This window comes from Achromobacter sp. ACM03 (genome assembly GCF_014851665.1).
GTDB classification, from domain to species: Bacteria; Pseudomonadota; Gammaproteobacteria; order Burkholderiales; family Burkholderiaceae_B; genus Achromobacter; species Achromobacter aegrifaciens.
This window is the reverse complement of the sequence record NZ_JACVAD010000009.1, coordinates 39,132-52,113: the sequence shown is the minus strand read 5'-3', so window position 1 is coordinate 52,113 and position 12,982 is coordinate 39,132. Positions and strand designations below refer to the sequence as shown.

Here is a 12,982-nt window from a genome sequence, read left to right as displayed (position 1 = left end):
GTCGAAACTATCCTCTGGCGAGAAGCGGAAAAGGCCAATAGAATCAATTCGCGCACAGCGCTCCGGCAAGGTCGGAGCTGCGTCGTGGACCATGGCGGTCAGGCTCTACACGGACCCGATAACCGATGTCGCCGCTGATCTGTTTGAATCGGCTGTTGCTGATCGGCATGCTCTGCCTGGGCGGCTGCATGCGTGTGGGGCCGGACTTCGAGCCCCAGCGCACCAGCTGGGTCGCGGACTGGAGCACTCCCGCGCTGCAGCAGGCCAGCCTCCAGCAACAGCAGCCGGACGCCCGGCAGTGGTGGCAGATTTTCGGCGACCCCGTCCTGGAAGCCCTGATCGCCCAGGCCGATGCCAACAACGCGGGCCTGCGCATCGCCGGCCTGCGCATCATGGAAGCGCGCGCGCAGTTGGGCATCGCCCAAAGCGGACGCTACCCGCAATCCCAAGTGATCGGGGCCAATGCCCTGTATCAGCACCGGTCCTCGCGCTCGGCCGAAGGCAATCCGCGCCCCAGCAGCTTCTGGCAATACAGCGCCGGATTCGACATAGGCTGGGAGCTGGACTTCTGGGGCCGGTTCAGCCGCGCCATCGAGTCGGCCGACGCCCTGTACTTCGAGGCCCAGGCCAATCGCGACGATGTGCTGGTGCTGCTGCACGCCCAGGTGGCCGAAAGCTACTACGCGCTGCGCACCGCCGAGGCGCGGCTGCGGATCGCCCGCGACAATGCCGCCATCCAGAAGCGCAGCTACGAGATCACGCAAAAGCTGTTCCGCAGCGGCGAGACCGACGAACTGGACTTGCAGCAGGCCCGCACGCAGTACCTGAGCACGCTGGGCACCATTCCCGAATTCGAAAGCCAGATCATGCGGACCCGCAACGCCCTGGCGGTCCTGGTCGGCCGGCCGCCCGGACCCATGCCGGAACTGGACAACAAGACGGCGGAGGTGCCGCTGATCGACCGCGCCGTGCTGCAGGACGTGCCCGCCAACCTGCTGCTGCGCCGTCCCGACATCCGCGCGGCCGAACTGCGTATCGCCGCGCAGTCGGCGCAGGTGGGGGTGGCCGCGGCGGACCTCTATCCTTCGCTGACCCTGCTGGGCAGCATCGCCTGGTCCGCCACCTCGCTGGCGGGCACGGCGGGCGGCGCGGCGCTGCTGGCCGGCCCGGTCCTCAGCTGGAACGTATTCGACCACGGCCGCCTGCAGAACAATGTGCGGGTGCAGGATGCCCGCCTGCAGCAACTGATCGTGGCCTACCAGGACGACGTCCGGCAGGCGGCGCGCGAAGCCGACGACGCGGCCAGCGGCCTGATCAAGGCGCTGGAGCGCGACGGCATCCTGCAACAGTCGGCGCAGGCCGCGGGGCGTTCGCTCACGCTGGCCAACGCGCTCTACCGCGAAGGCTATACCGATTTCCAGCGGGTGCTGGACGCGCAGCAGGCACTGGCCGTCCAGCAGGACGCCTACGTCGTGAACCGGGGCGGCGCCGTAAGCGATCTCATCGCGCTGTACAAGGCGATGGGTGGCGGCTGGTATAGCGCGGAACCGGTGCTCGACCCGGCGACCCGCGAACAGATGCGGCAGCGTACCGATTGGGGCGATCTGCTATCCGAGCCGGCGCCTGCTTCCCCAACTGCCCTGTCCGCGCAAAAGGTGCGACCCGATGAGTGACTCGCCGTCCCAGCCCGCCGCAGCCCCCGCGCCGGATCCCGCGAAAAAGGGCGTCCGATGGACGGTTCTGTTCATCGTGCTGAGCCTGGCCTGGTATCTGCTGGCCGACCGCTATACGCCTTACACGCAGCAGGCGCGGGTGCAGGCCTTTGTCGTGCCGGTGGCTTCCGAGGTATCGGGGCGCGTGACGCGGGTGTACGTGCGCAACAACCAGGATGTCGAGGCCGGCGCGACGCTGTTCGACGTCGACCCGGAGCACTACCGCATCGCCGTGGATCGCGCCCGCGCCGATCTGGAGTCCACGCGCCGGCAGATCGGCGCCGGCACGGCGGGCATCGATTCGGCACAGGCTTCCTTGCGCGCGGCGCAGGCCAATGAGCTGAAGGCCCGCCAGGACAGCACGCGGCTCGAACGGCTGTACCGCGAGGACCAGGGCACCGTATCGCTGCGGCGGCTGGAAATCGCGCGGGCGAATCTGACGCAGGCCATCAGCCAGGTCGCGGCCGCGCGCGCCGAGGTGCAGCGCGCGCGCGAACAGGAAGGTGGCAGCGAGGAAGACAACGCCAAGCTGCGCAGCGCCGCCGCTGCCCTGGAAAAGGCCGAGCTGGACCTGGCCAACACGCAGGTGCGGGCGCGTTCGGCGGGCCTGATCACTGACCTGCGCACCGACACCGGGCAGTTCGCGGCCGCCGGCAACCCCGTCATGACGCTGATCGCGATCCACGACGTCTGGATCAGCGCTGAAATGACCGAGAACAACCTGGGCCACGTAGAGCCCGGCACGCCGGTGTCCATCATCCTGGACGCGCTGCCCGGGCAGATCTTCAAGGGCCGCGTGCGCAGCGTCGGGTATGGCGTCAATGTGGGACCGGGCACGCCGCCCGGCGCCTTGCCCACGGTGCAGAACAGCCGCGACTGGCTGCGGCCCGCGCAGCGCTTCCCCGTGATCGTGGAATTCGATCGCGACGACCTGCCGGCCTTGAGCGGCGTGCGCGTGGGCGGCCAGGCCGAGGTCATGGCGTTTCCCAGTTCCGGCAATCCGCTCAACCTGCTGGGCCGCGCGTACATGCGGCTGATGAGCTGGCTTTCCTATGCGTACTGATCCCGATCCTCGCGGACGCCGCGCGCTGCGTGTGGGCGCGGGCGCGGCTTTCTGCACGGCCATCAGCTATGGCCTGGACCTGCCCATCGCCATGGTCGCGCCGGTGCTGGGCGTCATGTTGCTGGCGTCGATGAACCGACCCCTCTCGTTCAAGAGCGGGCTGGGCCTGATGCTGATGGCGCTTCTTACCACCGCGATCGGATTGCTGCTGAGTCCCTTGCTGCGCTACTACCCCTTGAGCGGCGTGCTGCTCATCGCCCTTTGCCTTTTTTTCGCTTTTCGCCACGGGCTGCGCGGCGGCAATGGCTTGTTGTCGACCTTCCTCATCATCGGGCTGACCATGATCTCCGCCGCCGGCACTGTCGACTTCGCCTTGGCTTCCCTGGTGATCGAGGCGCTGGGCAAAGGGTTGCTGGTCGCGGTCCTGGTGTTGGGCGGCTGCCACCTGCTGTTTCCCGAGCCGGCGGCCGCGCCCGCGCCGCCGGCGGCGCCCGTGCTGCCGCCCGACCAGGCCAGCCGCCTGGCCTTGCGCGCCTCGCTCGTTGTGATGCCGGCGTTCCTGCTGGCGCTGACCGACCCGCTGGGCTACATGCCCATCATCCTGAAATCGGTCAGCCTGGGGCGGCAGAGCTGCGTCACCGCCGCGCAGGGCGCGGCCCGCGAACTGCTGGGCTCGACCCTGCTGGGCGGCGCGCTGGCAGTGGCTTTCTGGTGCGCCCTCAGCCTGTTCGTGAATCTCTGGATGTTCTTTCTCTGGATGCTGCTGTTCGGCCTCATCGCCGCGCGCAAGCTCTACCGGCTGAGTCCGACCCGCCATCCCCCCAGCTTCTGGCTGAACACGCTGGTGACGCTCATCATCCTGCTGGGCCAGTCGGTGCAGGACAGCGCCGCCGGCAAGGACGTCTATACCGCGTTCGCGGTGCGCATGGGCTTGTTCATCGGCGTCACGCTCTACGCCTGCCTGATGCTGCGCCTGCTCGAATCGCGGGCGTCGGGCAGCCCGAAGCCTGGAGCGAATCCTTCAACCGCAGTCCCCTCAAACGCTTGACCAGGAGGCAGCCATGCCATTGCCAGACGAACCGGTCCAACCCGCGCCCGCAGCGGGCTGGCGCTTCAAATGCGGGATAGGTTTGTTCATCATCGCCTTCGCCCTGTGGTTCCTCATCCCGGTGGCAGGCTACCTGGACGTGCCAGGCCCGCGCATCGCTGCGCTGACCGGCACCATCTTCATCGCCAACAAGGTGCTGCTGCTGAGCTGCATCGCCGTCATGGGCAAGGAAGGCTTTCAGCGGCTGAAGTCCATCGTGTTCGGCCATGCCAAGAAGCTGGCGCCCGTGCAGAAGGTCGGCCCCGTGCGCCATGCCATCGGCCTGGTCATGTTCTTCCTGCCCATCCTGACCTCGGTGCTGGAACCCTACATCGACGAAATGTGGCCGGGCCTGCGGCCCAATCTGTGGCAGGCCCAGCTGGTCGGAGACATCATGCTGATCGCCAGCTTCTTCGTGCTGGGCGGGGATTTCTGGAGCAAGCTGCGCGGCCTGTTCGTGCGGACGGTTTAGCGGGCGGGCCGCCACGGCCGGAGCCGGCGTTTTCATAGGAAAATGCCGGCTTGCGTTCCGACGCGTAACCTCAGCCATCAACCAGGATCCGCCATGCCGCAACTCGACATCTATCAGGTAGACGCTTTCACCGCCGCGCCCTTTGGCGGCAATCCGGCGGCGGTCGTGCCGCTGCAGGCATGGCTGCCGGACGAAACGCTGCAACGCATCGCGGAAGAAAACAACCTGTCCGAAACCGCCTACTTCGTGCGCAAGGGCGATGTCTACGAGCTGCGCTGGTTCACGCCCGCGGTGGAGGTGGACCTGTGCGGCCATGCCACGCTGGCGTCGGCCTGGGTGCTGTTCGAACAGCTGGGCGCAACGGAAGACGTGCTGCGCTTTGCCACGCGCAGCGGCGAACTGCAGGTGCGCCGCGCGGGCGACCGGCTGGCGATGGATTTTCCGGCCAAGCGGCCCGAAGCGCAGGAGATCCCGCCGGGTCTGCTGCAGGCGCTGGGCCTGCCGGGCGCGCAGGCGTTCTACAAGACGGACGACTATCTGGTGGTGATCGACGATGAAACGCGGATCGATGCCTTGAAGCCGGACTTCGCCGCGCTGGCGGCTTTCGAGACGCGCGGCGTGGCGGTGACGGCGCCGTCGGCGCAATTCGATTTCGTGACGCGCTGGTTCGGGCCGCGGGTGGGCGTGAACGAGGATCCGGTGACCGGATCGGCGCACACCTCGCTGGCGCCGTACTGGGCCCAGCGCCTGGGCAAGCGCAGCCTGAGCGCGCAGCAGGGCGGGGCGCGCAAGGGCCAGTTGCAATGCGAGGTGCTGGATAACGGCCGGGTGATCATCAGCGGCCAGGCGGCGTTGTACCTGCGCGGCTCGATCTTCATCTGAAGCCTGGCGGGCCGCGGCGCAGGCGCGGCGGCGTAACAAAAGAGACGTTGACACGGTTTATGCTCAACACTAGCATAAACCGTGCTCTTTTTTTGACCATTAAATGCTCAACATGAGCATAATATTTCGCGAGGAGACGCGTCCATGGACACCCCCAACCGCCGGTACGTCGAATTCGATCTGCCTGCCACGACTAGCTGCCCCAGCGCCGTCGGCCAGGCCTGGGCCCGCGTGCCCGAACCCTTGCCAGCCAATGAACGCGCCGCCTGCGTGGCGCGCATACGCGAACTGCTGGCGCGTGAACGCGCCGTGCTGGTCGCCCACTATTACGTCGATGCGGAGTTGCAGGAGCTGGCCGAACAGACCGGCGGCTGCGTCGGCGACTCGCTGGAAATGGCTCGCTTCGGCCGCGACCACGAGGCCCGCACGCTGGTGGTGGCCGGCGTGCGCTTCATGGGCGAGACCGCCAAGATCCTGAGCCCGGACAAGCGCATCCTGATGCCGGACCTGGACGCCACCTGCTCGCTGGACCTGGGCTGTCCGGCCGCCGATTTCGCCGCCTGGTGCGATGCCCATCCGGACCGGACGGTGGTGGTCTACGCCAATACCAGCGCAGAGGTGAAGGCGCGCGCGGACTGGGTCGTCACCTCGTCGATCGCGCTCGACGTGATCGCCGACCTGCATGCGCGCGGCGAGAAAATCCTTTGGGCGCCGGACCGCCATCTGGGCGACTACGTGCAACGCCAGACCGGCGCCGACATGCTGCTGTGGCAGGGGTCCTGCCTGGTGCATGACGAGTTCAAGGGCACCGAACTGGAGCTGCTGCGCGCCGAGCATCCCCAGGCCAAGGTGCTGGCGCATCCGGAATCTCCCGCGGCGGTGCTGGCGCAGGCGGACGTGGTGGGCTCGACCACCCAGCTGATCGAGGCCGCGCGCAAATTCGACGCCGGGCTGCTGATCGTCGCGACCGACCAGGGCATCCTGCACAAGATGCGCGCGCAGGCGCCCGGCAAGACCTTCCTGGCCGCGCCCACCGCGGGCAACAGCGCCAGCTGCAAGAGCTGCGCGCATTGCCCCTGGATGGCGATGAACGCCTTGGGCAACCTTGCCGAGACACTGGAGCACGGCCGCAACGAGATCACACTGGACCCCGCGCTGGGCCTGCGCGCCAAGGCGCCGATCGACCGCATGCTGGACTTCGCGGAACAACGCAAGCGCCGCGTGCAGGCCAGCGGCGACTTCGCACGCGACACGGCGCTATACGCCAGCGTCGGGCCGGCCTAAGGACTACCGGAGGTCCGCTCATGGAATTCGACGTCATCATCATCGGCAGCGGGCTGGCCGGCATGGCTGCGGCGCTGGAACTGGCCCCGCGCAGGCGGGTCGCCCTCGTGTCGAAGGGCGAGTTGCGCGACAGCGCCAGCAACCGCGCCCAGGGCGGCATCGCCGCGCCGCTGGGCGCGGACGACAGCATCGAGGCGCATGTCAGCGACACCCTGGTCGCGGGAGCAGGCCTGTGCGACTTGCCGGCCACGCGGCACATCATCTCCCGGGCCTGCGGCGCGATCGCCTGGCTGCAGGAGCAGGGCGTCGCGTTCACGCTGGAGCAAGGCGGCTTGCATCTGACGCGCGAAGGCGGGCACGGCCTGCGCCGCATCGCGCACGCGGCGGACGCGACCGGCAGCGCCATCGTCGCGGCGCTGGGGGACAGAGTGCGGCGGCAATCCGGCATCACGCTGCTGCAGGCGCATTGCGCCGTGGACCTGATTCTGGACGGCGCCGCGGGTACGGCCGCGGCGCGCTGCCGCGGCGTGCGCCTGCTGGACCTGCGCAGCGGGCGGATCTTCGACGCAACGGCCGGCCATGTCGTGCTGGCCACGGGCGGCGCGGGACAGGCATACCAGACGACGACCGCGCCGCCGGCCGCGACCGGCGACGGCATCGCCATGGCCTGGCGCGCGGGCTGCCAGATCGCCAACATGGAGTTCACGCAATTCCATCCTACCGGCCTGCACCACGCGCAGGCGGGCGGATTCCTCATCTCCGAGGCCGTGCGCGGCGAGGGCGGTGTGCTACGCCTGCCCAACGGCGCGCGCTTCATGCTGGCGCACGATGCGCGCGCCGAGCTGGCGCCGCGCGACATCGTGGCCCGCGCGATCCAGGGCGAGATGGAACGCCATGGGTTGGAATGCGTGCAGCTGGACATCAGCCACCAATCGCCGCAATTCCTGCGGGAACACTTTCCCACCATCCGGGCGCGCTGCCTGGCGCTGGGCATCGACATCACGACGGCTTCCATCCCGGTTGCGCCCGCCGCGCATTACACCTGCGGCGGCATCGCCGCCGACATGGCCGGGCGCAGCAACCTGCCCGGCCTGTACGCGGTGGGCGAGGCCGCCTGCACCGGGCTGCATGGCGCCAACCGCCTGGCCAGCAATTCGTTGCTGGAATGTGTGGTGACGGGGCGGGCTGCGGCGCAAGACATACTCGGGCAGAAGCGGGCCGATGTTTCCCGCAGAACTCCGGCACCCGACGCAATCGCCGTGCCGGCGTCGCCCGATCTGGCGCGGCTGCGGCGCGACCTGCGACAACTGATGAGCCGGGACGTGGGCGTGCTGCGCAGCGATGCATCGCTGGCGCGTGCGGCGGCCTTCATTGGTCCGCTGCGAGCACAGACGGAAGCGCGGCTGTTGCGCGAGGGCTTGAGCCTGGAACTGCTGGAGCTGCGCAACCTGGCTCTGGCGGCTGATCTCATCGTGCGGGCGGCGAGTGCGCGGGGTGAAAGCCGCGGGGCGCATTTCAACCGCGATCGTCCGGGCCAGGACGCCGTGGATTTGCGGCTGCGCGCGCCTGCCGCAACCGCCTAGGCGCGGGCAGGGCAGTGTCCGGCCGGCCAGCGGCTCAGGAAACCCCGGTCAGCAGATGCTGCGCCGCGCCCGTCGCCGCGCGCCTGAAACGCGACGGCGACACGCCCATGTGCTCGCGGAAGAAGCGGGAGAAATTGCCGGGCGTGGAGAAGCCCAGGTCCAGCGCTACGGAGGTCAGGGGCTGCTCCTGGTGTACCAGCAGGCGCACGGCTTCTTCGACGCGCACGGCGCTCCAGAAAACTTGCGGCGTGGTGTTGAGCTGATCGCGGAACAGCGCGAAGAAATGGCCGCGCGACAGGCCCACGCGGCTGGCGACTTCTTCGGCCGTGATGGGTTCATGGGCGTGCTCGCGCATGTAGGCGATCGCCGCGCGCAGCCGGCGGTCCAGCGCCGGCGTCGCGGGCATCTGGTTGCGTGGGCGCTCCGGTTCGATCGACGATTCGATTGCCGCTTGCAGCAAGGCCTCGACTTCGGCATCCAGGTCCGCGCCGGGGTGGTCCTGCGGCGCCACGATCTTGTCCAGCAAGCGCCAACAGCCCTGGCGCACCGCCGCGTCGATGGGCACGCCCGGCGCGGCGAAGTGGAATGGCCGCCCCGTGGCGGCCCGCCGTTCGTCCAGCCAGGGCTTGGCGATGTAGAGCACCAGGAAGATGGCCGGGCCCGACCGTTCGAGCAGCCTGGCGTCGTGCGATTCGTACGTATTGGTGCCTAGCGCCAGGTGTTCGCTGTAGGGGACCGGAGTCTGGCCGACATGCCCCAGCACGCGCGCGCCGCCCAGCCACAGGGCCAACTGCACTTCCGCATGCGCGTGCGCGATCAGGTCGTCGCGCAGTTCCAGCACGACGGCGCGGCCGAACGCGCCTTCGTGCAAGGCGTAGGTCTCCTGCATCTCTGTCTCCCGTTTTTCTTATCGCCTCGTCGCGCAAGCCTGGGCCTGCGTGCGGGCGGGTGCGGCGCTCAGGGAATTTTATGGGCGTTTACGCGTTTGTCCGCGCTAGGTGTATTCACTAGGCACAAAATCTGACTCTGCGATAAGTCCGCGCACCCGGCGATAAGCGCGCCGTCGTCCGCGCCGATACAGTCCTGAAAAATTGCCGGCGCAATGCCGATGCAGACAGCGACTGTTCAGATAAAGGAGACGGCAGCATGAGTACGCAACACGTCAACGGCATGGCCGTGGAAATCGACGGCGAAGGGCCGGCACTGTTGTGCATACACGGCCTGGGCGGTTCATCGAATACCTGGACGCCCGTCATGGGCGCCTTCGACGGTTTCCGCGTGATCCGTCCTGATCTACCGGGCAGCGCTCGTTCGCCGCTGGGCGAAAAGCGCCTGTCCATCGCTACCTACGTGGACGCGTTGGTCGGACTGCTGGACGCATTGGATATCGATGTGGCGCATGTCGCCGCCCATTCGCTCGGAACCGTCGTGGCCCAGCATCTTGCCGTGGCGCATCCGGGCAGGGTCAAGTCGCTGGCCCTGTTCGGCCCGCTGGCCGCTCCGCCCGACGCGGGCCGGCCCGGCATCCGCGCGCGTGCGGAGCTGGCGCGCGGCGGCGACGCGGCCATGCAGGAGATCGCCGACGCCATCGTCAAGGGCGCGACCAGCGCCCAGACCAAGCAGGATCAACCCGCCGTGCTGGCGCTCGTGCGCGAGAGCGTGATGCGCCAAGCGCCGCAAGGCTATGCGCAGAGCTGCGAGGCGCTGGCGGATGCGCAGCCGGCCGCCGTCGAGACTATCGGCGCGCCGGCCCTGCTGATCACCGGCGATCAGGACGGCGTGGCGCCGCCCGGCAATGTCGAAGCCCTGGCCGCGCGCATGGCAGGCAGCCGCCGCATCGTGCTGGACGGATGCGGCCACTGGACCACTTACGAAAAGCCCCAGGCCTGCACCGAGGCCCTGCGGGAGTTCCACGCGGCGCTGCGCTAAGCCACGTTTTCCTGGCGTTTCAACATAAGAAATCGGCCCCCAAACGCGGGCCGGAGGAGACCTGTCATGTCCAGAATTGCCATTACCAACGTCGTCATCTTCGATGGCAGCGGCAAGCTGCCTTTTCAAGGCGAGGTGCTGATCGACGGCGCGCGCATTTCGCAGGTCGCGCGCACGCCCGAGCAGGTGAGCCGGGAGGGCGCGCGCATCATCGATGGGCGCGGCCGCTTCCTGATGCCGGGCATGACGGAAGCGCATACGCATTTTTCCTGGAACGACCAGCCCACGCTGGCCGCGATCCAGTTCATGCCGCCGGAAGAGCACATACTCTGGTGCGTGCGCGTGGCCAAACGCTATCTGGAAATGGGCTGGACCTCGGCCATCGGCGCGGCCGCGGCCAAGCCGCGCCTGGACGTGGTGCTGCGCAATGCCATCAATGCCGGCGAATGCCCGGGGCCGCGCTACCTGGCGGGCAGCCAGGAGATCACCACCATAGGCGCGCTGGGCGACAACTCGCTGCCGCACATGCCGTTCGACGAACTGAGCTTCGGCAGCGTGTGCTGTGGCCCCGAAGAGATCCGGCGCTCGGCGCGCACCTTCATCAAGTACGGCGTCGACCACCTGAAGATCAACCTGTCGGGCGAGTACATCGCCGGCCTGCCGGCCGAGATGTCGCCCTTCGCCGAAGACGAAATCGCCATGCTGGCGAACGAGGCCAAGCGCTATGGCAAGCGGGTCGCGGCGCACGCGCGCTCCAGCGAGTCAGTCAAGCAATGCGTGCGCCATGGCATCGAGATGATCTACCACGCCAGCTTCGCCGACGAAGAGGCGCTCGACATGCTGGAAGCCAACAAGGACCGCCATTTCGTTGCGCCCGGCATAGGCTGGCTGATCCGCACCGCCTTCAACGCTTCCGAATACGGCATCACGCCCGCCATCGCCGAACAGATGGGCTACAAGCGCGAGCTGGAAATCGCCTCGGAGTCGCTGCGCAAGATGCACAAGCGCGGCATCCGCATCCTGCCCGGCGGCGACTACGGTTTTGCCTGGATGCCCCACGGCACCAACGCCCGCGACCTCCAGTACTTCGTGGACTACATCGGCATGACCCCGACCGAAGCGCTCGTGTCCGCCACCCGGCTGGGCGGCGAGATCATGCAACGTCCGCACGAATTGGGCATGCTGCGCCCTGGCTATCTGGCGGACGTGGTCATGGTCGATGGGGACCCGCTGAAGGATCTGTCGTTGCTGGTGGATCCGGAGCGGATCTTGCTGGTGGTGAAGGATGGGGAGGTGTGCAAGGACATTTCCCGGCAGGGGTTGGATGCGGAGCCGCTGCGTGCCGAGGCGGGCAGGGAAGCTGCGCTGGTGTTGTGAGTCTGGCGGCGCCTTTCCAGGCGCCGCGTTCACCCGCTCAAGCCTCTCCCACCCCCTCCCTCACGCTCGCCGCCAGCATCTGCGCCGTCGCCGCCGACAAGGTCCAGCCCAGGTGCCCATGTCCCGTGTTGTAGAACACGCCGGGCCGCCTGCCCGGGCCCACGCGGGGCATCATGCTTGGAGTCATGGGGCGCAGCCCGCACCACGGCACCACGCGCGAGGTGCGGATGCTGGGGAAGTGCTTGCGGGTCCAGTCCACCAGGGGCTGCACGCGCTCCGCGCGGATGTCCATGTTGAAGCCATTGAACTCCGCCGTGCCGGCCACGCGGAAGCGGTCGCCCAGGCGGCTGGTGACGATCTTGGCGGCTTCGTCCAGCAGGCTGACGCGCGGCGCGGCCGCCTGGCTGGCGGCGTCGTCCAGATGCACGCTGATGGAGTAGCCCTTGACCGGGTAGATGTTGAGCGTGTCGCCCAGCTGCCTGGCGAACTGCCGGCTGACGGCGCCGGCGCAGACGACGATGGCGTCGGCCTCGTGCTGTTCGCGGCGCGTGCCGCCTTCGCGTACGACGTCGAGCACGTAGGGCGCGCCGTCCAGGCTGATGTTGCGGATGTCCGCGTCCTGCGCGAAGCGCACGCCGCGGCGTTCGCAGGCGCGAGCCAGGCCGCTGGTGAACTTGTGGATGTCGCCGGTGGCGTCCGAAGGCGTGTAGAAGCCGCCATGGCAGGCGGTTTGCAGCGTGGGCTCGATGCTGCGCGCTTCCTCGGGCGACACCGCGTAGCGCTCCAGCCCGCCTTCCTGCAGCAGGGCATTGGCGCGGCGCGCGGTCTCGAAGCTGGCGGCGTCGTGGTAGATGTGCAGGATGCCGCGGCGCTCCAGGTCGAAATCTATGCCTTCTTCTTCCGCCATGGCGTACAGATGCTGGCGCGCGGCGATGGCCAGCCGGGTGGTCTCGATCGTGTTGCGGCGGTAGTTGCGGATCTGTCCGATGAACTGCGCCAGCCAGGAGTACTTGTGCCAGCTGAAGCGGGGATTGAGCAGCAGCGGCGCGTTGTGGCGGCCGAGCCAGCGCAGGCCTTTCATGATGGTGGCGGTGCTGTTCCAGACCTCGGCGTTGCTGGCCGACAACTGGCCGCCGTTGGCGTAGGAGGTCTCCATGGCCGGATAGCGCTGGCGGTCATAGACAGTGACGTGATATCCCAGTTTGCTCAAGGCATAGGCGGACGTGACGCCGGTGATACCGGCGCCAATGATGGCGATGCGGGGCATGATGGCTCCAGATTGAGTGGCCGCGGCCACCCGGCCGCAGCACCCCATCTGTCTCTGTACCTGAGAGCTTCACCCGCGGCGCAGACGGCGGCGGGTTCCCCTTCGGTGGGCGCGCTTGGCGCCTCTCTCCAGATTGTCTAGACCGCGCAGTCCTGTTTGCCTGAGAGTTTCCGGGGCGGTTGCTCCGTCGGCGCCTGCCGCGGGGGCAGGTCTCTTCTGCGGGGTTTTGGATCGACGAGGCGAGAATAGCCAAATTCCCCTGGGATGAGACCAAGGGTTAGTACCAATAAGGCGTCGCATCGCGCTACGATGCATGCGCGCCGCCG

Annotated in this window: 11 protein-coding genes and 2 riboswitches; of the genes, 9 read left to right on the top strand and 2 right to left on the bottom strand. The window is 68.1% G+C overall.

From position 1 onward, the window contains the following. Positions 1-125 precede the first annotated feature (125 nt). The 7 genes from IB257_RS27850 (at position 126) to nadB (ending at position 8,083) form a co-directional block, all read left to right on the top strand. Positions 126-1,673, top strand: coding sequence for an efflux transporter outer membrane subunit (locus tag IB257_RS27850; RefSeq protein ID WP_054452776.1), 1,548 nt, complete (start codon positions 126-128; stop codon positions 1,671-1,673). Continuing rightward, on the top strand, positions 1,666-2,775 hold the full coding sequence (locus tag IB257_RS27845; RefSeq protein ID WP_175181812.1) for an HlyD family secretion protein: 1,110 nt from the start codon (positions 1,666-1,668) through the stop codon (positions 2,773-2,775). The genes IB257_RS27850 and IB257_RS27845 overlap by 8 nt, the downstream gene beginning before the upstream one ends. Next, positions 2,765-3,823 (top strand): DUF2955 domain-containing protein, encoded by a 1,059-nt coding sequence (locus tag IB257_RS27840; protein WP_054452772.1) that lies wholly within the window; start codon positions 2,765-2,767, stop codon positions 3,821-3,823. The genes IB257_RS27845 and IB257_RS27840 overlap by 11 nt, the downstream gene beginning before the upstream one ends. Before the next feature lie 13 nt (positions 3,824-3,836). Then, positions 3,837-4,334: a transporter suffix domain-containing protein gene (locus IB257_RS27835; RefSeq protein WP_119449960.1), complete on the top strand. Its 498-nt coding sequence runs from the start codon at positions 3,837-3,839 to the stop codon at positions 4,332-4,334. Positions 4,335-4,427: 93 nt separating this feature from the next. Beyond that, positions 4,428-5,216, top strand: coding sequence for a PhzF family phenazine biosynthesis protein (locus IB257_RS27830; protein ID WP_175163126.1), 789 nt, complete (start codon positions 4,428-4,430; stop codon positions 5,214-5,216). A 144-nt stretch (positions 5,217-5,360) separates the two neighbouring features. After that, on the top strand, positions 5,361-6,500 hold the full coding sequence (gene nadA / locus IB257_RS27825; protein WP_125470548.1) for a quinolinate synthase NadA: 1,140 nt from the start codon (positions 5,361-5,363) through the stop codon (positions 6,498-6,500). A gap of 20 nt (positions 6,501-6,520) precedes the next feature. Then, entirely contained in the window at positions 6,521-8,083 is a 1,563-nt protein-coding gene (gene nadB / locus IB257_RS27820) for an L-aspartate oxidase (protein ID WP_175163122.1), read from the top strand. A 34-nt stretch (positions 8,084-8,117) separates the two neighbouring features. Here nadB and IB257_RS27815 read toward each other — a convergent pair whose 3' ends face one another. Next, complete coding sequence (locus IB257_RS27815) at positions 8,118-8,972, bottom strand: helix-turn-helix domain-containing protein (protein ID WP_054452761.1); 855 nt, start codon at positions 8,970-8,972, stop codon at positions 8,118-8,120. Between the two features lie 257 nt (positions 8,973-9,229). On the opposite strand from IB257_RS27815, the gene IB257_RS27810 reads away from it, so the two are divergent. Together IB257_RS27810 and IB257_RS27805 are read left to right on the top strand one after the other, a co-directional pair. Then, a complete protein-coding gene (locus IB257_RS27810) occupies positions 9,230-10,012 on the top strand; it encodes an alpha/beta fold hydrolase (RefSeq protein WP_192493146.1) in 783 nt (260 codons plus the stop codon). Between the two features lie 66 nt (positions 10,013-10,078). Next, positions 10,079-11,389, top strand: a complete 1,311-nt coding sequence (locus IB257_RS27805) for an amidohydrolase family protein (protein WP_192493145.1) — start codon at positions 10,079-10,081, stop codon at positions 11,387-11,389. 37 nt (positions 11,390-11,426) lie between these two features. Here the strand turns inward: IB257_RS27805 and IB257_RS27800 are convergent, their stop codons facing one another. Further along, complete coding sequence (locus IB257_RS27800) at positions 11,427-12,656, bottom strand: D-amino acid dehydrogenase (RefSeq protein ID WP_192493144.1); 1,230 nt, start codon at positions 12,654-12,656, stop codon at positions 11,427-11,429. 44 nt (positions 12,657-12,700) lie between these two features. Beyond that, positions 12,701-12,792: riboswitch (glycine riboswitch) on the bottom strand. Position 12,793: 1 nt separating this feature from the next. Next, a riboswitch (glycine riboswitch) is annotated at positions 12,794-12,885 on the bottom strand. Positions 12,886-12,982: the final 97 nt, after the last annotated feature.